Origin of the sequence: Streptomyces sp. NBC_00285 (genome assembly GCF_036174265.1) — a bacterium.
In the GTDB taxonomy this organism is placed as follows: Bacteria; Actinomycetota; Actinomycetes; order Streptomycetales; family Streptomycetaceae; genus Streptomyces.
Genome location: NZ_CP108055.1, coordinates 6,077,364 through 6,100,951 on the forward strand (window position 1 = coordinate 6,077,364; position 23,588 = coordinate 6,100,951).

28 protein-coding genes are annotated in these 23,588 nt (G+C 65.8%); 5 read left to right on the forward strand and 23 right to left on the reverse strand.

Annotated elements, in window-relative coordinates:
• Positions 1 to 255 precede the first annotated feature (255 nt).
• The 20 genes from OHT57_RS28080 to OHT57_RS28175 form a co-directional block, all read right to left on the reverse strand.
• Positions 256 to 1,113 (reverse strand): T4 family baseplate hub assembly chaperone, encoded by an 858-nt coding sequence (locus OHT57_RS28080; protein ID WP_328749299.1) that lies wholly within the window; start codon positions 1,111 to 1,113, stop codon positions 256 to 258.
• A 30-nt stretch (positions 1,114 to 1,143) separates the two neighbouring features.
• Positions 1,144 to 1,728 carry a phage tail protein gene (locus OHT57_RS28085; protein ID WP_328749301.1) on the reverse strand — a complete coding sequence of 195 codons (585 nt, stop codon included), beginning with the start codon at positions 1,726 to 1,728 and terminating at the stop codon, positions 1,144 to 1,146.
• Positions 1,729 to 1,806: 78 nt separating this feature from the next.
• Positions 1,807 to 3,801, reverse strand: coding sequence for a phage tail sheath subtilisin-like domain-containing protein (locus tag OHT57_RS28090; protein ID WP_328749302.1), 1,995 nt, complete (start codon positions 3,799 to 3,801; stop codon positions 1,807 to 1,809).
• A 5-nt stretch (positions 3,802 to 3,806) separates the two neighbouring features.
• A complete protein-coding gene (locus OHT57_RS28095) occupies positions 3,807 to 4,757 on the reverse strand; it encodes an Ig domain-containing protein (protein WP_328749303.1) in 951 nt (316 codons plus the stop codon).
• A gap of 232 nt (positions 4,758 to 4,989) precedes the next feature.
• Positions 4,990 to 5,280, reverse strand: coding sequence for a hypothetical protein (locus OHT57_RS28100; RefSeq protein WP_328749304.1), 291 nt, complete (start codon positions 5,278 to 5,280; stop codon positions 4,990 to 4,992).
• A gap of 84 nt (positions 5,281 to 5,364) precedes the next feature.
• Positions 5,365 to 6,651 carry a hypothetical protein gene (locus OHT57_RS28105; protein ID WP_328749305.1) on the reverse strand — a complete coding sequence of 429 codons (1,287 nt, stop codon included), beginning with the start codon at positions 6,649 to 6,651 and terminating at the stop codon, positions 5,365 to 5,367.
• A 9-nt stretch (positions 6,652 to 6,660) separates the two neighbouring features.
• Complete coding sequence (locus OHT57_RS28110; RefSeq protein WP_328749306.1) at positions 6,661 to 6,840, reverse strand: hypothetical protein; 180 nt, start codon at positions 6,838 to 6,840, stop codon at positions 6,661 to 6,663.
• A gap of 29 nt (positions 6,841 to 6,869) precedes the next feature.
• On the reverse strand, positions 6,870 to 7,982 hold the full coding sequence (locus tag OHT57_RS28115) for a hypothetical protein (RefSeq protein ID WP_328749307.1): 1,113 nt from the start codon (positions 7,980 to 7,982) through the stop codon (positions 6,870 to 6,872).
• 10 nt (positions 7,983 to 7,992) lie between these two features.
• Positions 7,993 to 8,676, reverse strand: a complete 684-nt coding sequence (locus OHT57_RS28120) for a hypothetical protein (RefSeq protein WP_328749309.1) — start codon at positions 8,674 to 8,676, stop codon at positions 7,993 to 7,995.
• A complete protein-coding gene (locus OHT57_RS28125) occupies positions 8,660 to 9,259 on the reverse strand; it encodes a hypothetical protein (protein ID WP_328749311.1) in 600 nt (199 codons plus the stop codon). Before OHT57_RS28125 ends, OHT57_RS28120 begins: the two co-directional genes overlap by 17 nt.
• Positions 9,260 to 9,265: 6 nt before the next feature.
• A complete protein-coding gene (locus OHT57_RS28130; RefSeq protein WP_328749312.1) occupies positions 9,266 to 10,108 on the reverse strand; it encodes a hypothetical protein in 843 nt (280 codons plus the stop codon).
• 2 nt (positions 10,109 to 10,110) lie between these two features.
• Positions 10,111 to 10,602: a hypothetical protein gene (locus tag OHT57_RS28135; RefSeq protein WP_328749313.1), complete on the reverse strand. Its 492-nt coding sequence runs from the start codon at positions 10,600 to 10,602 to the stop codon at positions 10,111 to 10,113.
• The gene (locus OHT57_RS28140; protein ID WP_328749314.1) at positions 10,602 to 10,886 is read right to left on the reverse strand and encodes a hypothetical protein; all 285 of its coding nucleotides are present in this window, start codon (positions 10,884 to 10,886) and stop codon (positions 10,602 to 10,604) included. The genes OHT57_RS28135 and OHT57_RS28140 overlap by 1 nt, the downstream gene beginning before the upstream one ends.
• Positions 10,887 to 10,998: 112 nt before the next feature.
• Positions 10,999 to 11,385, reverse strand: coding sequence for a hypothetical protein (locus tag OHT57_RS28145; RefSeq protein ID WP_328749316.1), 387 nt, complete (start codon positions 11,383 to 11,385; stop codon positions 10,999 to 11,001).
• Positions 11,386 to 11,463: 78 nt separating this feature from the next.
• Entirely contained in the window at positions 11,464 to 12,498 is a 1,035-nt protein-coding gene (locus OHT57_RS28150; protein ID WP_328749317.1) for a N4-gp56 family major capsid protein, read from the reverse strand.
• Between the two features lie 476 nt (positions 12,499 to 12,974).
• On the reverse strand, positions 12,975 to 13,802 hold the full coding sequence (locus OHT57_RS28155; RefSeq protein WP_328749318.1) for a hypothetical protein: 828 nt from the start codon (positions 13,800 to 13,802) through the stop codon (positions 12,975 to 12,977).
• 59 nt (positions 13,803 to 13,861) lie between these two features.
• Entirely contained in the window at positions 13,862 to 15,574 is a 1,713-nt protein-coding gene (locus tag OHT57_RS28160) for a phage portal protein (protein WP_328749319.1), read from the reverse strand.
• A 98-nt stretch (positions 15,575 to 15,672) separates the two neighbouring features.
• A complete protein-coding gene (locus OHT57_RS28165) occupies positions 15,673 to 16,380 on the reverse strand; it encodes a hypothetical protein (protein WP_328749321.1) in 708 nt (235 codons plus the stop codon).
• Positions 16,381 to 16,383: 3 nt separating this feature from the next.
• On the reverse strand, positions 16,384 to 16,779 hold the full coding sequence (locus OHT57_RS28170; protein ID WP_328749322.1) for a hypothetical protein: 396 nt from the start codon (positions 16,777 to 16,779) through the stop codon (positions 16,384 to 16,386).
• A gap of 69 nt (positions 16,780 to 16,848) precedes the next feature.
• Positions 16,849 to 18,402, reverse strand: coding sequence for a phage terminase large subunit family protein (locus OHT57_RS28175; protein ID WP_328749323.1), 1,554 nt, complete (start codon positions 18,400 to 18,402; stop codon positions 16,849 to 16,851).
• A 115-nt stretch (positions 18,403 to 18,517) separates the two neighbouring features.
• Between OHT57_RS28175 and OHT57_RS28180 the strand changes: the two genes are divergently transcribed.
• The 5 genes from OHT57_RS28180 (at position 18,518) to OHT57_RS28200 (ending at position 21,399) form a co-directional block, all read left to right on the forward strand.
• Complete coding sequence (locus OHT57_RS28180) at positions 18,518 to 19,546, forward strand: tyrosine-type recombinase/integrase (RefSeq protein ID WP_328749324.1); 1,029 nt, start codon at positions 18,518 to 18,520, stop codon at positions 19,544 to 19,546.
• 73 nt (positions 19,547 to 19,619) lie between these two features.
• Positions 19,620 to 20,144, forward strand: coding sequence for a KTSC domain-containing protein (locus OHT57_RS28185; protein WP_328749325.1), 525 nt, complete (start codon positions 19,620 to 19,622; stop codon positions 20,142 to 20,144).
• Between the two features lie 5 nt (positions 20,145 to 20,149).
• Positions 20,150 to 20,488: a hypothetical protein gene (locus OHT57_RS28190; protein WP_328749326.1), complete on the forward strand. Its 339-nt coding sequence runs from the start codon at positions 20,150 to 20,152 to the stop codon at positions 20,486 to 20,488.
• 32 nt (positions 20,489 to 20,520) lie between these two features.
• A complete protein-coding gene (locus OHT57_RS28195) occupies positions 20,521 to 20,649 on the forward strand; it encodes a hypothetical protein (protein WP_328749327.1) in 129 nt (42 codons plus the stop codon).
• Between the two features lie 69 nt (positions 20,650 to 20,718).
• Positions 20,719 to 21,399 (forward strand): pentapeptide repeat-containing protein, encoded by a 681-nt coding sequence (locus OHT57_RS28200; protein WP_328749328.1) that lies wholly within the window; start codon positions 20,719 to 20,721, stop codon positions 21,397 to 21,399.
• Positions 21,400 to 21,403: 4 nt separating this feature from the next.
• Here OHT57_RS28200 and OHT57_RS28205 read toward each other — a convergent pair whose 3' ends face one another.
• From OHT57_RS28205 to OHT57_RS28215, 3 genes are all read right to left on the reverse strand, one after another.
• A complete protein-coding gene (locus tag OHT57_RS28205) occupies positions 21,404 to 22,270 on the reverse strand; it encodes an aKG-HExxH-type peptide beta-hydroxylase (protein WP_328749329.1) in 867 nt (288 codons plus the stop codon).
• A 92-nt stretch (positions 22,271 to 22,362) separates the two neighbouring features.
• Positions 22,363 to 22,539 (reverse strand): hypothetical protein, encoded by a 177-nt coding sequence (locus tag OHT57_RS28210; RefSeq protein WP_328749330.1) that lies wholly within the window; start codon positions 22,537 to 22,539, stop codon positions 22,363 to 22,365.
• A gap of 432 nt (positions 22,540 to 22,971) precedes the next feature.
• The gene (locus OHT57_RS28215; RefSeq protein WP_328749331.1) at positions 22,972 to 23,550 is read right to left on the reverse strand and encodes a hypothetical protein; all 579 of its coding nucleotides are present in this window, start codon (positions 23,548 to 23,550) and stop codon (positions 22,972 to 22,974) included.
• Positions 23,551 to 23,588 lie beyond the last annotated feature (38 nt).

Consider the following 23,588-nt stretch of genomic DNA (forward strand, 5'->3'; position numbering starts at 1 on the left):
GTGGTGAACGCCCTTGTGAGGGCGTCGATTTGGCTCCCGAGGTTGTTTGTGCCGAAGAGCCGGCCGGCGCCGGGGTTGGGGGGCGGATTGGGCGGCGGGGGTGGTGTAGCCACTTACGCCCTCCTTTCAATTTCCCAGGCAGCGCGGCGAATCCAGTGGCGCCGTTCTCGGATGGCGAGGTTCTTCAGCTCGGACAGACCCCAGTGGGGGTGGACTTGTGCGAGGACTTCGATTTCGCTGAACGCGCGGCGGTAGTCACATTCCGCGAAACAGCATGGCCAGGTCGATTGGCAGCTTTACCTCCTCGCCGCACGTCTCGTGCGTGAAGGTGAATGCGTTGTACCGAGGGCCCGGCTGGGTGTCGGTGAGGTATTTCAGGATGGTCTGCCGGTCGCCCATCCACATGTGCGTGGCGGGCGGGCGCTTGATTACCGTCCCGTCGCCCTGGCGGACGCGCAGGACGCAGCGGTTGAGGATTTCTGAGTCCTGCTTGGCGCGGTTTCCGTCCTTGATGGCGAAGACGGCGGTCTGGTCCTCGCCGGTGGGCAGCCGGACGAATGCCATGGCGCCGTGGCGCAGAGGGACTTCGAATTCCGTCTGCTCCGGGTCGGCGAGGTGTGTGAAGGGAATTGCGCCGAGTGGGACGGTGAGGTCGATGAGTTCCTTGCAGTACGGGCAGGGAAGCTCTGTGAACTCGACGGTGTCGCCGAAGGTCGCGCGTCGTACTGCCATAACGAGCAACTCGCGGTCACCAATGAGGAGTTCGGCAGCGAGCTTGCGGTTCATGGTTTCGTTGCCGACGGTGCGTACGCCGCGCAGCAGCAGGGTGTCGAAGACCTTGTACGAGCTGCTGCCGGCTGCGGCGATTGCTTCTTCGTCGGCCCCGGTGAGTTCCTTGACTTCTGCTTCGCGGTACCAGGTGCCGTCGCGGCAGATTCCCCGTTCGAGAGTGACGTGCTTCTCGCCGGGTGTGCTGATGACGGGTTCGCCGGAGTTCCGGTCCTCCTTGAGGAGCGCCTGGGTTGCTGCGGTGGCCGCCTCGGGGTTGTCCAGGCCCTTGATGGCCTGGTCGCCGAAGGAGGCGAAGTCGGGGAGCACGACGGGTTCGGGCATGATCGTTTCGTCCTTTGAGTGGGGTCCGAATTACGGCAGGGAAACGCCGGTTCCGGGGCCGTACTTGCTGGCGATCTTGAAATCCCATCCCTCATGAGCGAGGGTGATCTGCTGGAGTTCCACGCCATTTGCGCCCGAGTCCAGATCCCCGAATGCAATGCTTGTGGGCCAGCAGTTGTAGACGCGCCAGCCCGCCTTGTAGGTGACGCTCGAAGTCGTCACCGGGTGGTCCAGCAGGAAAATGTCCATCGTCGCGCGGAAGTTGTACGAGCCGTTGTTTCCGCCCGTTCCCTGCATGACCATGAAAAGCTGCTTCAGCCAGGCGTAGATGTCCGAGTCGCCGCAGATGAGACCGCGCGAAAGGGTGATCGGAGCGAAGTCGCTCTGCCCTGGCATCTTTTGCGTTGTCGTGTTCATTCCGCCCTGGCGGTACACCACCACATCCGTGGTGATGGAAAGTCCGCTGACGGACATGAATCCGAGTTGATTGGAGCGCTTGCTGGAATCCAGCGTGGAGCCCGCCAGGTGAATCATCACCTGGAACTTGAAGTTCCTTAGCGGGTCCGTCTGGAGCTGCGCGAGCGACGGCTTCTGTGTGGTGGTAGTGGCTCCCACGGGTCACCTCTCATTCCCTGTTGGAGGGCCGCCGTAGATGAATTGCAATGAGAGGCGGTACGGCTGGTGTGGCGTCGGTCAGGCGGTGGACTCGACGGACGTGGTGGTCGTGGAGATTCCGCCCTGGTACTGCGAGATCTCGATCACGATGAATTCCGCCGGGCTGGCGAGCGCGACGCCGACCTGAATGTGGATTTCGCCGTTGGCGACGGTCTGGCTCGTGTTGTTGGTCTCGTCACAGACCACGAAGAAAGCCTGATCCGGAACGCTCGACTGGAGCTGGTCGGCCTGAGTGAGCGTGAGGAGCTGCTGCGTCACCAGCGCGTTGAGCGTCTGCCACAGCTCGGGCCCGTTGGGTTCGAAGACTGCGAACCGGGTGACGTCCTCCAGGAGGTTCTCCAGGTAGGTCAGCATGCGCCGGACGGAGATGTACCGGTCCGGCATGCCCTGGCGCAGCGTGCGGGCGCCCATGATGCAGAGACCGCTCTGCGGCACCGGCCGGATGATGTTGCAGCCGACCTGGTTGAGCGTGTCGAGCTGCTCGAACGTGAAGTTGTTCTCGACACCGACGGCGCCGATCAGGCTGTAGGCGACTCCGGCCGGGGACCGGTTGGGGCCCACAGCCGCGTCCGCCTGCGCGAACTGCCCCATGACGGCCCCGGCCGGCGGCAGCATGCGCGTGGAGGAGACGGAGGAGCCAGCCGGGTCGGCCACCTGAACCCACGGCCCGTAGAACGCCGCGTACGAGGACTGGGGGGAGTAACCACCCACCGTTTCCACGTACTTGTTCGCGGCGACATCCGCAGCGATCGGTGCCGGCTGGCGGGGGGCATCGAGCACCAAAAACGCGCCGCGCCTCTGCTCGACCCAGGCGAGGACGGAGTTGATCTGGGTCTGCGGCGGGATGTGGTCCGTGAGGGACGTGTTGCCGCACAGGTTGAGCAGCAGCACGTCGGAGATGGACCCGAACTGCGCGGCGAGCTGCTCGGCGAGGTTGACCGCCAAGACACCGTCGGCGCCGTCTTCCAGAGGGGCGTCCGCGACGTACTCGGGCTGCCAGGAAGCGTCCGGGGTGGCGCTGGTGCCCGGCGTCGTCGAGGTCGGCGGGAGCATGTTCTGGACGGAGACGTACGTCGAGCCGCCCTTGCTGGAGTTGATCAGACCGACGATGTAGCGCGGGTCGCCGGGATTGAGGGAGACGTCCTGCCAGGTCTCCACGAGCGAGGACTGCGCGGCGGAGCCGTACTTGACGAAGAGATGGAACCGGCCCGACGTCCAGGAGGGCGCGGTCGTGATGAAGACCTTGTTGCCGTAGGCGCCGCGTCCCCGGGCGGTGACCTGGAGCGCGTCGACCGCCGTGTAACCGGGCGCCGTGTCGAAGGTCGCGGCCGTCGTCATCGGGTCGCCGGCCGTGGCCCCCTTGTACGGGGTGATCTGCACCGAGTACGTGATGTCCGGCCCGAGATCGGTGAACGCGGCCGTGGGCTTGCCGCTCGCGGGCTGGGCCACCCACACCGTCTTGGAGAAGCTGCCCTCGTCCGGTCGCGTGACGACCACCTGGTAGGCATCCACGTCGGCCAACGGCGTGATCGCGTCCCACTCGACCTGGAAGGCCGTCTGCTCAGGGTTCGCGGTGACTGGGGCGACGGGCGCCGTCAGGGTCACGTTGGTGACCTTCGGCGTCGGCTTCGTGCCGGCGCCGCTCGGGGCAGTGCCGTCAGGGGTGGCGACGATGTTCTCCGGCGGCGGAAGCGGCGTGTTCTTGACGAGCAGCCGCGCGGCCACGGAATCCGTGGGAGTGGCCCGCAAAATCCACGCCTGCTGGCCGCCGTTGGCAAAATACTCGTAGACCTGGAAAGGGAGGTAGTTGAGGCCGTTCCCGAACCCGCCGTAGAGCGACATGAACTGCTCCCACGACGTCACCTTCACCGGGTTCGAGGGCCCCGCGTCGTGAGTGCCGACGAAGGTCGCGACCGCGAGCCCCGGTGGAGAGATGGGCTGCGGCAGGGGGTTCAGCGATTCGGTGATGTACACACCGGGCCGCTTGTAGGCGAAAGTCGTGGGCGTGGTCATCAGCATCAGCTCCCAGGGGGTGCGGGCGAGACGGTGAGCGTCAGGGCGGCCGAGGCGACCTGCGGGGCGAAATCGGAGTCGCGGGCGGAGACCAGGAACTGCGCCGGCGAACCGGTGGGGGCCTGGGGCGTGCCGAAGACGACACCGCTGTGTGACAGGGCCAGGCCGGCGGGGAGGTGGGAGCCTTCGGGGAGCGACCAATGCACCTCGCCGTGGCCCCCGGTACTGCCCAGGGCCTGGCGGTAGGGGTGGCCGGCGGTCGCGGCTGGCAAGGTCGCCGTGCTGATCGACAGCAGGGCCTTGGTGACCTCGTAGGTGGGAGACCAGGGCCGGGTGGTGCCCTCGTCCCACGCCTGCTTGTCGAGGAGGTCGATCAGGACGCGCTGAGCCGGGGTAAGGTCCCGGATCTCGTCGGCGAATATCTCGCTGGAAACGCGAAGGGCCCAGGTAGCGCAGAAGAGCCGCTTTCCCTGCTCGTCCTTGCTCTCGGTGTAATCGGGCCCACCGAGAAGGTCCAGCCGCCGTACAGTTCCGTCCTCGCCGATCGGCAGATACCCGAAGCGGGGAGGAAGGAAGTCGAACTGCATCAAGGCGCCGGTCAGCTCGATGATGTGCAGCTCTTTCCGGGCGTACACATCCACCTGGTAGTCGATGTTGATCGGAATCGGCATCTGAGCCATGTACGGCGACTGCGTCGGGTCGCTCATGTCGGCCCACGGCTCGTAGCCCTCTGGCGCGTAATGCAGGTTCACTACTCCCCGGCTCTCACGTTCGGGGTCCCGCGAGATCGCCGTGTGAGATATCAGCGCCAGAGGATAGGTCAAGTCCGCCAGTTCGTACTCGGGGCTCTTGTACCTGACGGTGACTTTGCGGCCCGTACCGGAGGTCGAGTCATGCACCACCAGGCCCTGGAACTTATGCTTCAGGGCCGCGTCTTCGTTCAGAAGAAAGGGCACGGAACTCTCCGGTATGGGCAGATGTGGATCGCCCCACCAGAATGAGTCCGGCTATTTGGGAGTGGTTAATTCTGGACGCCGGGCATGCAGGTCAGAAGAGGCCCGTGATCTTCAGAACGACCACGACGAGGAGAATGACCAACACCACACCGACGATCTGCGCAATAGTCATGACGCTTTCCCTCTCGGTAGGCGGGGTCTGCGACCAATGCCGGCCGCAGACCCCGCAGCTCTACTGCTGGTCCTGGTGGCCGTGCTTGCCCTGGTTGCCCTCCGGGCCCCGGCCACCGTGCCCGGCCTGCGCCTCGTCCTGGTCGTCCTGGGCGTCGTCCCCGTCGGCCGGCTGCTCCGGCGCGAACGCCCCGTCGGACGCGTAGTAGTAGCCCTCGGCTCGCGCCTCCGACTCCAGCATCAGGTGCGTGCCCTCCTGCACCGGGTACTGCGACGGGTCGTCCAGCTCGAACGGGCCGGCCTTGATCGCCTTGTCCCACGACTCGTTCGAGACAGCGACATAGGTAGACATCGGTTCCTCCTAGGAAAGGGCAAGGGCGAGCACAAAACGGAACTCGAATTTGAGCGTCGCATGCGGCCTATACGAAGGAATAATTCAGAACCACGCGGTACCGGACCACGCCTTGACCGGCTTGGCGGTCCAGGCACTGCCTGACCACACCTTCACCGGTTTCTGCACCCACGCACTTCCTGTCCACACCTTGGGGATAGTGGTGGGGATGGTGTTCACGTTGTCGACCTCGGCCGGGGTAGTGACGCTCCCCGAGTCCGCGTAGCCCTCGAAATTGGTGCGCAGCGTCCCGAATTTGAGCCACTGCGTCGTCGCCATACTGCGGCGGACAGTCCACGTCACCGCGTCAGGAGATGTCTCCCAGTAGAACGTGCCGGCGGCCTCTCGGAACCGCCACCACCTGTGAGTGACCGGATTGAACGCCAGCGTTGTGGGCGTCGCGTCGAAGTAGCCGACGCAGTTCTCGAAGGTCAGATTGCCCGTGGCGAGCGTGTACTTAGTGCGGATGAATGTTCCATCGTCCACGGGGCCGAGAACGATGGCGGAGAAGTTGGTACCGGTGCCGCCTGTCGGCAGATTCACGACCTCGAAATAGTGGGTCGAGTTCACCATTTCGTACCCGACGTCCGTAGCCATCAGGCCCGGGTACTGGTCATTCGCGGCGACGGCCGCGCGCTTCCACGTCGCGTTCCAGAAGGTTCCGCCCCAGTACACGAAGCGGCTGCCGATGCCCGTGGAGAACTTGTCCACGATCTCCGCTGTAGGCGCGTTGAACAGCCCGTCGGCGCCGGAGAATTCGACCCAGCCCGGGTTGGTGGTGACGGCCGTCGCGGTGTTCACCAGGTCCGTCGTACCGGCCGCCCCGTAGTACAAGGTGCCCGTGTGGGACGCGGTCACGGTGTTCGTGGCCTGGAACCCGAACTCGACGACGAGGCGGTCCCCGGTTTGAAGCGCCACGGACCCGAGGGCCTGCCCCGTGGCTTCGCCGCCCGCCGCAGTCGTCGGCCACACGCCACTGCCTTGCCAGTTGTCGAGCAGAGTGCCGCGCACCGTGTCGCTGTCCCCGGTGGTCACGTACATGTGCACGCGGGTCACGAGGGCCGAGGTGCCGGAGGACTGCATGCGTCCGATCGCGAACGACACGGTGCCCGAGAGAGTGCCTGCCTTGCGGGCCGGCGGGCTGATCCACCGGCCGAGCAACGAGCTGTTCTCCGAGGCCGAAGTCTCCGCCACGGCCGACGTCGTCGAGGCGCCTGCGGGCTGCCGTCCGAGCAGTGCGGCGACGGCGGAGGTGGCATTCGTCCACGCGCCTCGCTTGGTGGCCGGCGTGTAGGGCGCGGCAGAGCTGGTGAGCCAGAATCGAGTCGCCACGGCGCATCCTCAGTTCGTGTCTATCCACACGTCACCCACGGCCGGGGTCGCGGGCGCGGTGACACCGACGGTGATCTTGGGTGTGGGTAGCTGGGCCTGGGGGACTTTGGCTGTGGCGTCCAGGCTGGCCACCCCGTTGGCGGCGCCGACCTTGTCCGTGGAGACGACGTTGCCCCCCGTGGCGGGCACGGTCTGAGACGCGAGCTGCCGGGCTGGCATTAGCCCACCACCGTCACACTGAAGGTGTTGGCGGCGTAGCTCGCGGCGAGGGTGAGGGAGACGGTGTTGGCGTCGACCACGATGAACTTCCCGCCGACCAGCTCGCCCGTGGAGACCTCGCGCAGCGACGGTTCAAGGATGTCCAGCGTGTTCAGGCTGTGCGTGATGTTGAGCGGGGTGCCGCCGGTAACGGCGCCGACGTTCGCCACGAACTTGCCGGACGTGCCGAGGGCAGTGCGGGCCCCGGCCGCAGTGGTCGCGCCCGTGCCGCCCTTGGCGACCGAGACCAGGCCCACGGTGAGGCCGGCCGCGCTCTTGGAGAGGGTCGCGTCGGCCAGCTCCAGGGAGAACGTAGTGCTGGACAGCTCCAGGCCCTGGCCGTCCGCCGTGTACGTCTGGCCGCCGGTGGAGAACTTCGTCCAGGTCTGAGTCCATGCACCGGGGGCGCCGGAGGGCGTGGCGGTCTGAATGAACTGAGCGCCCGCATCGGTGCCTTCGGCCACTGCCACCATCGTGCCGTCGAGGATCTCCCCGGCCGCGTCCGCGTCCGAGCGCCGCGTCGCCGCCCCGCCGCTGGCGCTGTACGTGTAGATGCCGTTCTGGGTGCCAGTCGTCTGCGCCGTCGCGAGGAAACTGTCGCCACTGCCCAGCGTCACCCCGCCGACGCTCACCGGCAGTGCGGCGAGGTCGACGTTGCTCGCGGCCACTGCCCGGACCGGGTCCTTGACGCCGGCAATGCCAGCCCTCAGATTGTCCGCGTACTGCTTGGTCACCAGGTCCGTCGCCGCTGTCGGATCGGCACCGTTCGTAGCTCGCTGGCCATTCAGGGAAACGGCTGCGGTCGGCGCGGCGAATTGGTCGAGTCGGTACGCCTGGACGGTCGCGGCGAGATTGGAAATGGTGCTCGCCGTCTGCGTACCGGTGTGGTCCGCCCGGTCGAGCGGATTCTTCCAGGCCGTCAAGTTCCAGAACTTGAGGACGTGGTTGACGGAGTCAGTCCAGAGCTGCCCCTCCACCGGCGTTGCCGGTGCCGAGGACGACGTCTCAGGGACGAGGCCGCGCACGGGGAGCTTGTTCAGCTTGAGGGATTCGCGGAAGTCGGTAACTGCCATCGGGGCACTCCTAGCTCAATATCGCCGATCCGGTTTCCGCGAAGGCGAATTGGACGGACACGGTGGTGGGGCTGGGGTTTTCGACGAGCCCGCCGATCTCTCGTCCGCTGGTGTCGTAGGTGCGCACGCTCGGCGGGTACGGGAAGGAGTGCGGGATGGTCCACTGGGCGCTCGCGGCCGTCTGGGTCCACGTCACTGCCCGGGGTGCGACGCGCTCCTCCAGGGCGTCCAGCTCGGCCTGCGAGACCTCCCCGGGGGCACCTTGGGCGCCGGTGGCACCGGTGGGCCCGACGACAGGCAGGTAGCGGCCGGTGTAGGGGGAGACCGGCGCCAGGTCCGCGAGGTCGACAGGGTCTCCGCCGGGCCGCTCGGGCAGCATGATGTGGTACTGCCTGATCTGCGCGCCCTTGAGCTTCTCCGTGACCAGGTAGGTCCAATTCCTCGGCGACATGCCGGGGCCATCCGTGGCGATCAGGTTCACCTCGAAGCGGCCCTGGTCCTCCTTCGTGATGTCCACGGTCGCCACGGTGTTGGCGATGGTGTCGGCGTCCGGCATCGTCAGGACCGACGGCGGGGCGAACGTGAGGCTCCCCGTCAGCGGGGTGCCGTCGGGGGCGATGAACCGCCCCGTCAGGTGCACCGAGGGGACGCCGACCGGCAGCGCGTACAGGGTCGACTCAGGAGTAGGGGTCATCGTCGCCGCCCTCCTCTGGCATTTCCGCAGCGAGAAGTGGCTGCGCAGGTTCGGGATTGCGGCTGAAGTCGCGCAGATACGCGGAGAACATCGGGTCGTTGACCAGCTCGTCATCGCGAATCTGCTGGGCATCGAGCGTGACGATGATGTCCCGCCGGCGGATCTGCCCTCGGATATCTACCTGCTTCACCGCGAACAGGACGTTGTCGTAGGCAATCCGGTCGCGTTGATACGCGCCGTGCTTGATGTTGATGTCAGTCAGCCCGGTCTTGGCGAGCTGGTCGAATTCACACGTCACATGCAGCGAGTCGACGATGTAGAGGCCACTGTCACGCGGCTCCGAATTGGCCGACTCGGAGTGGTTCACGTGCAGCGCGGGAAGCTGCCAACGGCCGTAGAACTGCTTGCCGACCCCGGTCGCCTCGTCGTAGACCGGGTGCATTTCCGATTCGCCGTACTGCCACCGGAAGTACGTGAACGAGTCACCGGTAGAGCGCTGCCACCCGCGCAAACCCCGATGAATCAACGTCGTCTCCGCGTTGATGTTCCACCGGCCACGCTTCCAGTCCAGCCGTCCACGCATCGCCCCTCACCCCCACAAGCCCGGGTAGGCGGGCGAGGGCAGGCCGCTCTCGTCGTCGTACTCCTGGCCGTCGATCGGCGGCAGCAGCCGACGGGGCTTCGAGGTGTCGTCGTACTCGCGCTCGACGAACACGGGCACCAGGCGGTTCGTCGTGCGGGAAACCCTGCGGGCGGTGAACATCTCGATGCGGCCCAGGCCGACGTTGAGCTGCTGCGCGAGGGTGTTGTACCGGCCCTGGAGACCGGTGCCGGCATCCCCGATGTGCTGCATGAGCTGCCGGTAGCGCTGAGTCCTCGGCACGAACGTGCCCTCGGCCGTGCTGATGTCGATGTCCGTCGCCGCGTCGGTCGCCAACGTCCACAGGCAGTTGATCGCCGCGAGATAGGCGACCAGCGGCTCTTCGACGGCCGGCAGGTTCTCCAGGGTGATGGGCGCGTGGTCGTAGCGGATGAAGCCGTGCGCGTCCCGGTAGCGAGTCGTCACGTTACGGCCGTACGCGTGCTGCTCCATCGCGTCGCCGATGTACGTCTCCAGGTCCGCGTCGGTGAACAGGCCCTGCGCCACCCCCCGGACGATGAGGGTCTGGCCGTGGTGCAGGGGCGAGTACGCGGGGTTGATCAGAAGGATGCGTCCCTGGGACGGGTCCAGGACGTAGTCGACGTCCGGCACCAGGTCGACCGTGGCCGGCGGGTCCACCGTGGTGACCTTGGCCGTGACCTCGGGGACGCCGGTCTCCGAGAGGTCGTAGGAGTCCAGCTCATCCGCACCCAGGTAGGTGTCGAGGAACGGCGACTCGAAGTCCCCGATCTCGCTGCGGATACGCTGGATAATCCCCGCCGTGTCAGCCATGGTCAGCTCACCGCCAACGTCATCTGGAGGCTGCCCGGGGCGAGTTGGAGGGCCTGGTTCTGGCTCGTGGTGATGGGGGTGGCAAGGTTCCAGGCCATGACGCAGATGCCGGTGGGCTGGCCGGCCGAACTGGTCATGCGGGTCACCAGGGCCGCGCCGGTGACTGGGGCCGCGAGGCCCGTGGGATCAGAAAATGGACCGAACTGGACCAAGTCCGATGTCGTCGCGGTCCGGGTGCCGGTCGCGGCAGCCGCCCACGGGATGGGCTGGCGGGCGTATCCGGTGCCGGCGGCCTCGATGCCCACGAGGGTGGTCATGTCCGTCTGAGCGTCAACGACGACCTGGGTGAGCAGCATCAGGTACGTCGCCCTCGGCAGTGGGTCACCGCCCTGGGTCTTGGCCAGCCATTCGGCTTCCAGCGCCGTGGAGCGGCCGGTGAGATGGTCCAGCGCCGAGACCGCGCCCTGGACAGCAACAAATCCATTGGCAGCCATCAGGCGGGACCGCCCGCCTGCTGCGCCTTCAGATCCTCGAACTCCGGCGGCTCCTCCCCCTCGGCGACCAGCTCGACGAACTGGGAGACGGGGAAGGAGATGTGGTGCACCGCGACACGCCCCGGCGAAGGGCTGTCCAGCCACATGCACAGCACCGATTCCTCGGAGCTGAAACCGACGCCGTACGTCGCGGGCTCGACGACCTCCAGGACGTAGAGCTGACGCGCATTGTCAGGGTGCTCTTCACCGGTCGGACTGGTGTAGCGGTACGACTTCGTGAGCATTCCGACGCCGTCACCGTGATCGGAAAGAAGCGAATACCACTTCCCCTTCTCAGGGGCAGTGCCGGAGTCCTTGAGACTGCTGGGCGCCGCCATCAGAGGCACTTCCCTTCCGTCAGAGCCACTGCCACACGTAACCGAGGCGGTCCAGGTGCTGCGCCACATGGAGCGGCACCGTGTACACCTGGCCTTCCTTGAAATCGAATTCGGTGCCCTGCCCGATCGTGACCTTCTCCAGATCGCAGGCGATGCGGATGTTCACGTTCTCCGGCGGGATGTCCACCGGACCTTCCACCGCGACTTCCTCGGACACGTTCTGGATCGTCCGGCCCTTGTCATCGAGGGCGATCGGATCGTCCAGCCCGGCCTTCTGCTGCGCCTGGTGCATGGCAATCTCGTCCTTGCGCTTCGCCAGTTCTTCGGCGTGCTGCTCGGCGAGGATCGCCTTCTGGTTGCCGGTGTGATCCTTCGGGTTCCGCTTGGTACGCGGATTTGCGGGCATGAGTGTTCTCCTAGCGAATCGGGTGCTGAATCCGGGACGGTGACGAACGTGATGCCACCGCCCTTTTCTGCGGGTGGGTCAGTTCGTGGCGCACTGAACGACGGCGTAGTCCGTGATGAGTCCGAGGCCCCAGATCGAGTACCAGGCCAGTGCGTGCTCACGGCCGAAGTCGAGTACACCGCCATCGCGAAGTTCGACGGGCAGGGAGATGGCGTGGCCGGCCGCGTTGTCCCCAATTACCAGGGCGCGGTAGATGGGGTTCGAGGGGGCGTTCGGGTTCGACGGCTGAGCGTTTACCGCCGGAATGGCCGGGGTCGATCCGGAGGCGGTGCGGGCGGGCTGGCCACCCCACGTCTGGGCGCCGCCCTGGGCGATGTTGGTGCCGAGCTGCGGGGTGGGCGGAGGGGTCGTGTTGCCCTGGAAGACCTGCGTGGTCTCGATGAACACGACGTCGTTCAGCCGGCCGATTTCACCGAGCATGAAGTTGCCCGGAGCGGCGTACTTCGTGACCTCGATGAATTCCGGGTCATCCCGAAGGCGGCGGCTCTGATGCGGGTGCACAAAAGCCACGTACGTCTCGCCGAGGCGGGGCACGTTCTTCGTCGCGAGCGTCTCGACGGCGTCCTTCACGAGCGCTGCCGTGAAGTGGAAGCCGCCGTTTGTGGCCATGGTGGCCTCGGAGTCCGCGAACATTCCCCGGTCATACGGAGAAAGCGGAGTGCGTGCTGCGCCGGCCGACCAGGACGCGAGCTTGTCGTATCCGTACAGCACGGACGGGGCGCCGAGGAGGGTGTCGCGGCACATGCTGTCCAAGTAGGTCGCGAGATTCCGCCCCAGCAGCCGGGCACCCGACGCCATCACGTCGTCGAAGCTCGCGTTCAGGAGCAGCTCGGTCACCGCAATGGCGAATCCGTGCTCCGCGACGGTGATGGTGATCTGCTCGGCGGAAAGGGCGTGGGTTTCCATCCGGACGCCCTCAACGAGCTGCTGCGCACCGTCCAGAGAGCGGTAGCGCATGAACGAAACCGAAAGGCCGGGAGCCGTTCCGAGTTCCGTCTTCTTGACCATGAATTGCTCGACGTTTGTTACCCGCTGGCTGCGGGGCCAGGTCATTTCTGCCTGACTCTCACACTCTCATGTGAGACCGGACTATATCTTGACCCGCTTGGGGCCTTCCGTACATAGTCTCTGAACCTTCCCGTCGGCTTTCGCCAGGCGGGCTCGGCTGCTGATTACCCCTGCTGACTGCTTTTTGGACCGTCACGCTCAGGCTTTCGCCTCACGTTGTGGTGCAGTCAGGTGGCTCGGGCGTTCCAGCAATTCTCGGAATTTTCACTGACGCATTGCTGCGTCAGGCGGCCCAAGACCGGAGCACAGGCATGGCCTGGAAAAGGATCTCCTTCGACCAGATGTGCTGGATCGCTGGAGTCAGCATGCTGGAGTTCGCCGCCTGGTAGGCGGTCGGAGTGGGGGAGAGAACCGGAGTTCCCGTGATTCCGCTTGCCACGTTGTACCTCTCATCCCGTGACGGGCCCGCCAAGATGAGTGGAAATGAGAGGCGGTCTGGCTAATTTTCTGGGTGGACGCGGTCAGTCGAAGATGCCGCGATTGTTGGACTGCTTGGCGGCGGCGCCGAGAAGCTGCGAACGATACTTCGCGAACTCCGCCATCGGCATGTTCTTGATGTCTTCTGCCGAGAGCTGCCGAGAGCCGCCCTCGCCGTCCGTGGGGCCGTTCCCGGTGTAGCCGGTCGCAGCCACGCCGCGCATCTGCGAGCGGGCAGTTTCCTGAGCCGCCTGAACCGACTGGAAGATCTGCGACGTCTTGTCCTTGAGCATCTGAATGGACGCATCGACTTCCTCCGGGGTGTTCCCGGCGATGAGGTCGACGAGTTCCGGAGCGATGTTGGCGCGCTCGGCGCCGGCACGCTCCTGGATGTAGGCCCGGAGCTTGTTGTACTCCGACTCCTTCGCGAGCGCGGCCCGCTCCTGCTCCCGCTCCTTCTCGATCTGAGCGAAGCGCTTCTCCCACTCGGAGGAGCGTTCCTCCAGCAACTTCTTCGCGCTCATCTCGGATTCGGACTTGGCCTTGGCCGCGTCTTCCTCGGCCTTCTGGCGCGCAGTCTCTTCGGCCTCGCGCGTCTCGCGCTCCTCGCGGAGTCGCGTCAGCTCTGCCTCCAGGGCCGTGCTGCGCTCGTCGACCTTGTTGAGGCGGGAGTACAGCTTGTCCTTCTCCTCCTGGCGCACCCGCTCCAGGTCGGCCGCCGTGAAGCGGGCCTCCTGGCCGGTGGGCTGCGGCTTGGGGGGCTCCTGGACGGTTACCGTCCCCTCGGGGGTGACGGCGGTACCCGTCGCGGGGCCGCCCGGCGTGCCGGGGGGCGTGTCCTGCGGACCGTTGGGCGCGGGGTTTGGTGCCACGGTGGTTCACTCCAGGCTGGTGAAGCCGCCTGAACGAGTAGGAATGAGTGGCGGGCAGTTCAGTCGTTTTCTGGGTTCCGTCGCTGGGCCAATTTGGTGCCCTTCGACAGCGTCACGAGTTCGCTCAAAACCGATTCGGTGTCCTTGCCTTGGCCCACTCCCGGTACTCCTGGAAGGGGGCCGGCGCTTGTCGCTCCTGCGTTTCCGGACCCAGATGAGCCCGAAGCGGCAGGTGCGGGGGGCGGGCTTTCCACGCCTTCCGGCGGCAATCCCGTTGAGCGCAAGATAGCTGAGGCGATTTGCGCCTTGATATATTCGAGCGCTCCCGTTTCCTTCGCCTCGGTGATCTGCTCGTCGAAAATCTCCTGCATCTTCTCCCCGGGGAAAACTTCCCCGAGATCGCGCAGGGCCCCGCGCTTGGATTCGAGTCCGAGCGCGAGCTTGGCCTGGACCTCGTTCAACTTGACCAGGACGTCTACTGGGAGGGGCGGCGGCCAATCCACCGTCGTGTCATAGACCTCGGGGTCCCGGGGGTCGATGACAAGGGGCTGTTCGTCAGAGACCCGGATTCCCTGGGTGGTCGGGTCGTAGATGCGGCACTCGGGCTCGTACAGGAAAAGGGTGCGCAGGACGAGTTCGTTGATCCTGCGCAACCCGTGGGTGTAGTTCGTCTGCTTGAGGCTGTACCGCTGCATCAGCGGGAAGAACTGAATGGAGAGAGCTACTCCGCTGGTATTCGAGATCGCCTGGGCCTGGCCGAGCGCGGTTTCTGGGACGCCGGTCAGCTCGTGCATGGCGCGCTTGATCAGCTCCAGGTACGCCAGAGGGCCGTTGAGGTCGACGCCGTTCTCCAAATTGAAAACGTTGGCGTCTTTGGGTAGGCCGCCCCAGATCTTGCGTGCCCCCTTCTCCAGGTGGCTCGCTTTTGCCCCCGTGATGATGGTGACGGGTGCCGCGTGGTAGTTGACGATGTCGCTGATTTCCGTGCACTTCTCGTTGTACTCACGGTTCAGCGGGATCAGGTCGACGATGTCAGAAAGGCCCCACGGGGAGCCAGATATCTCGATGTTCCGGATGTGTACGATCGGGATGGCCCCGAGGGGGTTCTCACGGGCGTCGAGCAGCTCGTCGTTGACGTACTCCTCGATGACCTCGTCCGTGATGATCTCGGTGTACGTGTAGACCTGGCGCGTCCCCTCAAGGGAGGTGCCCCAGAACTTGTACTTGATCTTGAATCGGAGAAGTCGGTCCCGGTCGTGTGGGTGGTATTCGGGAAAACACTGTGCGGCGTTGAGAGGCAGCACCCGGACCCGCCCGGGGTGGGCGTTGCCGGCCGAGTCCATCCACGCTGGCTCGTATGCCACCTTCACGAAGCAGTCCCCGGCAACGGACCCGTTCTCGCCCATCTGCCAGAGCGTCGATTTCTTGTCGTTGTCGACAGTCCAGACTCGTTCCAGAAGCGCGGGAACGATGTGCTCGTATTTCTTCTCCGACTGGAAGTGGACGCCCCTGCCGAAAGTGAAGTTGGTGATGTACCGGCTTAGCGCGCCGGTGTAGTTGATGGTGACGTTGGGCTCTCCGGCCTCACGCTTGTAGGCCCAGTGGTAGCCGAGATACCAGGCCCAATGATTCGAGTAGCGCGTCAGGCGTAATCGAGGGCCATGGACTTCGAACTCCTCGTCAGCCAGCTCGACCAGGCCGAGCGGGCTGACGGAGATGGTCAGGTCGCTGGCGGCGGCTCGCATGGACGGGGAAGCGAAAGCGATGGACATCAGGCATCACCTCCTTTCTGAATCTGCAAGGGGTGCCCCGGCCGGGGTAGCGGCCGGCCGGGGCCCTTTTCCTTGTCGGGTAACAAGGTCTGGGCAGGTCAGATGACCGGCATGTACGGCACGGTGCCTCCGCTCCAGGGCAGGGCGATGAGGTACATGCGGGGGTCGATTTCCTGCGTCTGGATGGACTTGGCGGAAGTGGCAGCGCCGTAGATGTCGACCGCGAGACCTACGCGAACGGACTTGCCGGCCTCCACGGTCTCGATGAAGAACATGGAGTGGGTCTGGTCGGTGCCCGTCGAGATGTGCTGGTTGCGGTCGACGTAGGTGGTGGCGCCGTCGGCGCGGAGCTGGAGCCGGGCGCGGACCGCTGCCGTGGTGGTGTCCGACCAGCCGACGCAGATGTTGGCCCACGCGATCAGGAGTCGGCGCTGGGTGAAGGACGGCACCTGGTAGCTGTGCACGAGGGTCGGTGTCTTGACGTTGCCGGCGAGGCTGAACAGAGATGTACGCGCGGTCCCCACCGCCCAGGGCGCGGCGCTGAGGGCCGTGATCTGTCCCTGCATGGTCGTGATGGCGCTCTGCTGCGAGGACTGCGTCGCGTTCAGGCTGCCGATGGAGGCCGACGCCTCGATGAGGGTGGGGCTGAGCGGACCCGTGGGCGCGACCGCCCCGCCGATCACGTTTTTGAGAAGCGTGTCGATGGGGTCGGCCACGGCCGCCAGGTCCACGGGGACGTCCGGGACCTTTCCCTCGGTGGGGATCGGGATCTTTCCCCAGGGCGTGAGCTGTCCGGGGTTGGTCACTGCTCAGTCCACCCGGGCGTAGTTCCGGCGCTGGTGGCGTCCCTCACCCCGGTCGACCTGGGCGTAGGACTGCTCGGGCTCGGAGGCGCCCTGCGCCATTTCCTGAATGAACGTCGGTGCCTCGGGCCAGCTCGCGCTTCCGACGTGGGCGCGCTCGCGCATCGTCTCCTCCGGCGGCTTTTCGAAGACGTTCGCGTTGTGGTTCATGCGGCCGGGCGGCGTCTGGTAGCCCTGGCTGATGCCCTTGCCGAACTCATTCGGGATGTCGGTGTCGGTGGCGACACCTTCCTGAAAGCGCAGCGGGCCGCGTCGGCTCGTGTTCTGGGCGTGCTTCGTCTCGTAGAAGCGGTCTGCGGACTCCTGGAATTCGGGGTCCGGGCCAAGCGGGCTGTTCGCCATGGTGTGCCTCCCGGCGATTGAGACGTCTCACCAGGACGCTAAAGGCGCTGTTTTCTGCCCCGATAATTGCTACCAGGGAGTGTTGTGCATTTCGACCTCGGGCATCGTGAGATCGGCTGTCAGGTACAGCGCGTTGGAGAGTGAGTCCACGTAGTCGTCGTGGGCCGCGTCCACCTCTGGCGCGGCGACGATGATGTGAGGGCCCTGGTAGTTCAGCTCGGCGTCTTCCATCTGTTGGCGGAAATTGCGCCAGTTCTTGGTGGCCCGGGTTTTGGCGTGTGCGGGCCACACGACCAAGCCCTTGGACATGAGGTCCATCATGTGTGCCCAGCGCTTGGTTTGGTTGGTCCGGTCGCTTTTGAGGTCGACGATTTGCGCGTAGGGCATGAGGACCCGCAGTCGGCTGGCTACGACGTCGCCCAGGCCGCCGGCGTCGATGCCTATCGCGAACACCGAGTAGTGGTTGAGGAACTCGATGATCCGGTAGTACTGGGTTTCCCAGTCCATGCCTTGAAGATCGAGCCAGTTCAGGACGCGGTGTTCGTAATTCCCGTACTCGTCGGGGTAGTCCCAATTTACCCAGCACACTGTGACGATCGTTGAGTCCGTCTTCCGGGCAGGGTCGATTCCGACGACGACGGGCGAGCGATGCCATTCCTGGACGGCGCGCATAGAGGTGTCGCCGAGGGCGTCGAATCGGTCGCTCGTGACGAGCATTCCCTTGTCGAGGAGCCAGATCAGGCGGTAGGACAGCTTGAATTCGTCGGAGTCCTCGCCGAGCCGGTCCATCTCGCTCTGGACGAATTTCTTGTACCTCGGGACGTGCTTGGAGACGGTCTTCCAGTCGACCTGGAAGTGGTCCTGCCGGCGGCCCTTACGGTTGGTGTTCCGGCGGTTCTTTTGGATCTGCTCGTAGAAGCCGGACTTCGTGTAGGTCGGGGTCCCCGTCATCACCATGAGGCCGGCGGTGGAGGCCAGCATTGGGCCGATGCTCTTGTTGAGCACCTTGTCGTCGGCGGCCTGAGCCTCGTCGATGACGACGAGGTGGTAGGTCTGGCCTTCGATCATGGCCTTGGGGTGCGCCGTTTGTTTCCGGATGAGGCTGCCGCAGCGCTTGAGGAGCAGTACCTTTCCCCGGGCGACGAGCTTTTCGTCGATCTCGGGGTCCGCGAGGATGTCCTGGGCGCGGTCGGATGTCAGCCTGCCGACGATGCGGGAGAAAAGGGTCTCGCTCATTTCGTCGGTCGGAGCGAATACGCCGACCCAGAGTCCCTCTTTGAATTTGCCGAGCAGGGTGGGGAAGACCTTCGCGAGCCTCGGCAGCATGATGGCCGCGCCTGCGACGACGTCGGCCACGGTTTCGGACTTGCCGGACTGGCGACTCCAAAGGGCTGTCAACTTGGCGGAGTCCTCGATGATCAGGGACTCCAAGATGCGGCGCGCGAAGGGGAGTTGGTACGGGCGCAGGGGGTGCCCGGACAGCTCGTCGATGACGACGATGATCTTGTCGATGATGTCGCTGACCAGGGCGTGGTCGATGCCGGCGGTCTCGGGTCCGGACTCGGCCTCCTCGGGCAGGCCAAGGGTCAGCTCGTGTTCCGTGGCATCGAGTGGGGTCCCCATGCGCCGAAGCTAAAGTCGGGCAAATATGGGCAGATAATCACAAGCTGACTGTGATGCCCGTCACTACTGCCCGGAAGTGCCCAACGAAGTAGGCAGTAACCGGTTGAGTGTCCCCATGACCTCGGGATTCTTCGACTTCGGCGCCATCTCCAGGGACGCCATCGACAACAGCACCATCGACCAGCTCGCCGACCGCTTCTGTGACGAGAAGGGACGCAAGAACGCGGAGACTGGCAAGCGCTACCGGCGCGAGCTGGCCTTCTTCTTCGACACCCTGCGGCGCTTCGGCGGGGACCCCGAGGAGCCCTCCCGGCAGCAGGTCGACCGCTACCTGGCCTACCTCCTCATGGAGCACCAGGCCGGGCACCCCGGCCCGTGCGTACGCGAGTGCGGCGAGCTGCCCTACGCGCCCGCATCCGTCGCCCGCCGACGAGACGTCATCTCCGCCTTCTACGAGTACGTCTCCGCCGTCCCGTCACGGCCGAACTACAACCCCGCCAAACAGCTCCACGTCGAGCAGGCCGAGAAGACCGCCGTCGACATCCTCACCGAGGACGAGAACCTCACGGTCTGGAACACGACCCGGGCCCACCGCTGGCGCGACGGCGCCGCCGTCGGCCTGGCCGGCGGCATGGGCATGCGACGCGAAGAAGTCGTCCTCGCCCGCGCTGAAAATCTCGGCCAGAACGAGAAGGGACACACACTGCGGTTCTGGCGCGTCAAGGGCCGCTACTGGCAGACCGAGATCGTGCCGAGGCCCGTCCACGACGTCATCATGGCGAGCCTGGACGGGCGCACCAGCGGCCCCATCGTCACGGCCGCCAAGACCAAGATGACCCGCAACGCAGACACCGGCCTCCTGGAGCCGGAGCACCTCTCCGTGCGCGGCCTGACCTACGTCTTCGAGCAGATCCGCGAGTACAGCGGCGTGCGGCCGGACGACCTCCACTGCCACCTGCTGCGGCACACGTCGATCACCTACGCCTGCACCCTGCGGGACGTGAGCAAGGACCGGATCAAGAAGTTCTACGGCCACGTCTCCGACAAGGACCACCGCCGCTACAACGCATTCGCCAACCAGGTATTCGTCCGCGAAATCATCAACCCCATGCAAGGCCCCCGCTTCTGGACTATCGCAGCCTGACCCACCGGTGAATATCGCCGAAAAACCCTCCCTGCCTACGGTCGTGATACCGGACAGCAAGGAGGGTTTTCTCATGCCGCCGAGGAGAAGGCGAATCGGACCCCGGAACCCCCGCGCCGCACAGAATCGCGGCCAGGCCGGAGTCACGCCATTCAGGACAATCCGCGAGCAGGAGTTCTACGGCGCCGGCCAGCAGCCGCGAACTCCCGACATCAACTCCCGCCCCGGCTACTCCCGTGCCGACATCAACAACGCGATCGACGCGGCGTCCCAGAACCTCAGCCCCGAGAAGCGCGAAGCGCTCCGCCGCGCCCAGTGGCTGTGGGATGACGAGCAGCTCCTGTCCACCCGGCCCACGAACACGTCCTACCCGCCCCGGCCGCGCACGCTCGCGGCCGGCTACGACGACGAGTCCCAGACACTCTTCGTCCGATTCCGGGGGCGCCGCACAGGGCCGGAGGAATACGCCGACGGCGTGGGCTACGAGTACTACAACGTGAGCCCGCAGGAATGGGCGAAATTCCGCGACAACTGGTCCCCGGGCCGCTATATCAACTCCACCCTGGACGGCAAGCCCTACACCCCCGCTACCTGGTGAGCCTCATGCCGCTGATCACCACCACCCGCTGCCAGCGCTCCTGGCCCCGGCGCTACCGCACCTACTACCAGGAGACCGAGCCGCCCTTCCGCCGCTCCGAGCCCGCCACGGTCTACCGCCTCGGCGCACGCGGCCTCGTCGTCGGCCGCTGGACCTCCCGCGCCAAGGACGAGCACCAGGCCCTCACCGACGCCCTGGGGGCCCGCCCAGCCACACTCCTGGGCTCCGACGGCCAACTCCTGCCCAACTACCGCCGCAACTCCCCGGAGAGCGCCCCGTGTTCACCCGCCAGCCCGCAGAAGACGTCCTCCTCGGTAAGGCCCGAAAGCGGGTCGCCGGGCTGACTAAGATCGCCGCTCTGGAGTGGGGTGTGGCGGTGGCCGGCTACATCATGCGCGTCCTTGAGCAGCACCCTGCGGCCCAGCACCCGGAAGACGACCTGGGGGAGCTGGACACCGCCATCGCCGCCTTGCGGGCAATCCGCGAGCGCATCGCGGGCCCCTGACGACAAGCCCCGCGACGCTGTCAGTGCGCTGCTACGCTGCGTCACCCGCCACTCTTTAAGGAGCACCGGATGACGCCGGTCGGCAGCCAGCGCGACGTCTACAAGCCCCCGATCACAAAGCCTGCCAGGCCCAAGGTGCACCCCGACCTCCGGCAGGCCGAGGCCGAGGAGTTCGAGAACGACGCTACCCTCCGCGCGGTGCTGCTCAACGGCACCGTGCTGTCGGGGAACGTCGAGCTTTGCGACATCGAGAACTCCCGGCTCAGCAATGCGCGTTTCATCGGAGCATCCCTGCGGCAGTCCGTGCTCAGCGATTCAGAATTCGACACCGTCGACTTCGCCAACTTCCGCGCCCAGGACGTCTCTCTGCTGCGGTGCACCGTCAGCACGAGCCGGCTGACCGGATCTCACTGGCAGTCCGGACAATTCACGGACGTCACGTTCGAGGGCGGACGAGCCGACATGGCCCTCTTCCGAGGCTCGAAGCTCAAGCGGGTCGTCTTCCAGAACGTCATCCTTCAGCAGGCCGACTTCCAGGGTGCCGAGCTGACGCACGTCGTCTTCGACGGCTGCAACGTGACCGGCGGCCAGTTCGCCAACGCCACGATGAAGCGAGTGGAGTTCAACAACTGCACGATGCTGGACATCGGCGGGACCGCCGGCCTGAAGGGCGCAACAGTACGAGGCCCAGGAGCCTTGGAACTGGCCCTGAGCCTCGCACGTGACGCCGGGATCGCGATCGAGCAGTAGGCCGTCAGGCCGCGACCGCCGGCTGATAGCCGGCGTAGTCCGGGTCGGAGATGCTGCGGGCGACCTGCGCGAAGTCGAGGGTCTCGGCCCACTCCGTCATCTCGTCGAGCAGCATCCGCCCATACCGCGTGAACTGCTCCCGCTGGACCTGCATGTCGGCACACGCTGCCCGCAGCGAGGCACCGTACTTCTCGACCAGGTCGCCAGTACCCAACCGGTCCTCGATGTACATGAGCGGGACCGCCACCACAGCGGCGTGGAAGGCGGCGTGCAGGGGCCGCTTCTGCCCGATCTTGACGGCGGACAGGGCCCGGTACTCGTCCTTCTCCAGCTCGGCCGGCGGGAGGGTGAACAGCGGCTCCACGACGTCGAGGATGAACAGGCCGGTGTGCAGGCCCTCGTGGACGATGCACTCCGCGTACTGCACGACGTCCCACTCCTTGCCGGGACTCATCAGCACCACGCCGGGCAGCGTGTTGGCGCTTCCGCCGCCGTCCGCACCGGAGTTGAAGACCACGATGTCCGTGACGAACAGGTCCACCCACTTGCCCAGGTCGGGGTTGATCTCGTGGACGAGCTGGAGGGCGGCAGAGATCATGCCGTCCCAGCGCTCGCGGGTGGGCCCGTCGGAGGCCGTGGCGGGCCCCACGATGTGCTCGAAGATCCTCTCCTCGCGGCAGTGCCGCGCCCAGGCACCATCCTCGTAGGAGACAGAGACGCCGGTCCCCTCCGCCGACATGGGGCGTAGGGGTGTGATGGCCTCGCGATAGGCCGCCGGCACAGCGTCAGCCCCCTCGGGGTACGTGCCGGTGATGGCGTGGCTGAAGCGAGCGGTCATCTCGAAGAGATGGCCGACGTTGAGGACGTGCACGGGTAGCTCCTTCACAGGGGTCGGACGGGGTGTGCCCCGGGCCGAGGAACAGCCCAGGGCCCGGGGCACACGAGGGACGTGACGTCAGAGCGTCACTGGGAGTCGGTCCAGCCGCCCATCATGAGCTGGTGGCCGTCCTGGCGGGAGCTGGTGACACGCGCCCGGATGGCGCCCGGCAGGCCCTGCGGGTCGCCCTGTACCGCCAGCACGACGCCGGTCAGCCGCTCGTTCGACATCGCCGGCGGGGTGGGGCCGGGGGGTTGCGTCATTGCTGCCTCCTGGTTGGTCCAGAAACGGGTTAGCGAGGGGATCTTTGCCGCCGGATTTCCGACGCTCTCGCCGTGGAGAAAGTTACCTACGAACCGGGGGCTCGGAAACACGGAAAAACATGATTCTTTGGAAATGGAATATGCCAGAATCTAGCCCCTGAATTCGGGCATGCCAAAAGGCCGGAGATGCCAATGCCGGCAACCCGGAAAGTGGGCAGGTGAATACCCCGAGCTGGCCTCTACAGGGAGACGGAACGTGAGATCAGCTCAGGGATTCGAACGTGCGAAATGAGTATTTGAATTCTTTCCCGTAACCACCTCCTTCCGCCAGACGATCTGAACGGAAATGCAGTGCTAGGAGGGCGCCCCGCCCACCCTCACAGAAAGCAGGGCGCCCCCGGCCTGCCCGCCAAGGAGCAAGCGGGCAGAGGTTCAGGAATGCGGAGCCTCGGTCGGCAGCCGCGTCACCCCGAGGGAACGGTCGTGTACGCGCTCCAGGTTGGCTGCGAGGGTCCTCTCCGGCTCCGGCTCCACGTCGTCCAGCGCGATCATGGAGCTGCGGATGACGTCGCACAGGCAGGCCACGAGATCTTCGAGGGTGTGGCTGGCGCCCTTGCGCGGGTTGTAGGCACGCACACCGATGAGGGCCTGGCAGGCGGCGCCGAAGTCCTGGCCGATCTTCAGCATGAGTTTGCTGATCGGCACCTCGCTGAAGCCGTCGAACCGCGAGAGGGCCGCCAGGAGCTGCTTGCGCGCTTTGTCATCGGCCGTGTACAGAGCCACCGCAGCGGTCAGGATGACGTCGCACAGCTCCTTCACCAACTCCGGCTTGTTCTGGGGGCCCGGGGCGAGCAGGGCCTCACAGGCTTCGCCGTACTCCTCGCCGATCTTCATGACGCGCATGGTCAGCGCCGTCGCTTCGTCGACCGGGCTCTGCTGGTCGATCCACCGCTTGATGTCGCCGAGCTGCTCCCAGATCTTCTCCGGGGTGCCGGCAGTCATGGAGGTCATGTGTCGCCCTTCCTTTCAGGTCGCGAATTCGGAAAATC

What these genes read in the sequence shown, in the direction of transcription:
- OHT57_RS28080 (WP_328749299.1), bottom strand. Translation starts at nt 1,113, where the DNA reads ATGCCCGAACCCGTCGTGCTCCCCGACTTCGCCTCCTTCGGCGACCAG.
- OHT57_RS28090 (WP_328749302.1), bottom strand. Translation starts at nt 3,801, where the DNA reads ATGACCACGCCCACGACTTTCGCCTACAAGCGGCCCGGTGTGTACATC.
- OHT57_RS28100 (WP_328749304.1), bottom strand. Translation starts at nt 5,280, where the DNA reads ATGTCTACCTATGTCGCTGTCTCGAACGAGTCGTGGGACAAGGCGATC.
- OHT57_RS28115 (WP_328749307.1), bottom strand. Translation starts at nt 7,982, where the DNA reads ATGGCAGTTACCGACTTCCGCGAATCCCTCAAGCTGAACAAGCTCCCC.
- OHT57_RS28120 (WP_328749309.1), bottom strand. Translation starts at nt 8,676, where the DNA reads ATGACCCCTACTCCTGAGTCGACCCTGTACGCGCTGCCGGTCGGCGTC.
- OHT57_RS28125 (WP_328749311.1), bottom strand. Translation starts at nt 9,259, where the DNA reads ATGCGTGGACGGCTGGACTGGAAGCGTGGCCGGTGGAACATCAACGCG.
- OHT57_RS28130 (WP_328749312.1), bottom strand. Translation starts at nt 10,108, where the DNA reads ATGGCTGACACGGCGGGGATTATCCAGCGTATCCGCAGCGAGATCGGG.
- OHT57_RS28135 (WP_328749313.1), bottom strand. Translation starts at nt 10,602, where the DNA reads ATGGCTGCCAATGGATTTGTTGCTGTCCAGGGCGCGGTCTCGGCGCTG.
- OHT57_RS28140 (WP_328749314.1), bottom strand. Translation starts at nt 10,886, where the DNA reads ATGCTCACGAAGTCGTACCGCTACACCAGTCCGACCGGTGAAGAGCAC.
- OHT57_RS28145 (WP_328749316.1), bottom strand. Translation starts at nt 11,385, where the DNA reads ATGCCCGCAAATCCGCGTACCAAGCGGAACCCGAAGGATCACACCGGC.
- OHT57_RS28150 (WP_328749317.1), bottom strand. Translation starts at nt 12,498, where the DNA reads ATGACCTGGCCCCGCAGCCAGCGGGTAACAAACGTCGAGCAATTCATG.
- OHT57_RS28160 (WP_328749319.1), bottom strand. Translation starts at nt 15,574, where the DNA reads ATGTCCATCGCTTTCGCTTCCCCGTCCATGCGAGCCGCCGCCAGCGAC.
- OHT57_RS28170 (WP_328749322.1), bottom strand. Translation starts at nt 16,779, where the DNA reads ATGGCGAACAGCCCGCTTGGCCCGGACCCCGAATTCCAGGAGTCCGCA.
- OHT57_RS28175 (WP_328749323.1), bottom strand. Translation starts at nt 18,402, where the DNA reads ATGGGGACCCCACTCGATGCCACGGAACACGAGCTGACCCTTGGCCTG.
- OHT57_RS28180 (WP_328749324.1), top strand. Translation starts at nt 18,518, where the DNA reads ATGACCTCGGGATTCTTCGACTTCGGCGCCATCTCCAGGGACGCCATC.
- OHT57_RS28185 (WP_328749325.1), top strand. Translation starts at nt 19,620, where the DNA reads ATGCCGCCGAGGAGAAGGCGAATCGGACCCCGGAACCCCCGCGCCGCA.
- OHT57_RS28190 (WP_328749326.1), top strand. Translation starts at nt 20,150, where the DNA reads ATGCCGCTGATCACCACCACCCGCTGCCAGCGCTCCTGGCCCCGGCGC.
- OHT57_RS28200 (WP_328749328.1), top strand. Translation starts at nt 20,719, where the DNA reads ATGACGCCGGTCGGCAGCCAGCGCGACGTCTACAAGCCCCCGATCACA.
- OHT57_RS28210 (WP_328749330.1), bottom strand. Translation starts at nt 22,539, where the DNA reads ATGACGCAACCCCCCGGCCCCACCCCGCCGGCGATGTCGAACGAGCGG.
- OHT57_RS28215 (WP_328749331.1), bottom strand. Translation starts at nt 23,550, where the DNA reads ATGACCTCCATGACTGCCGGCACCCCGGAGAAGATCTGGGAGCAGCTC.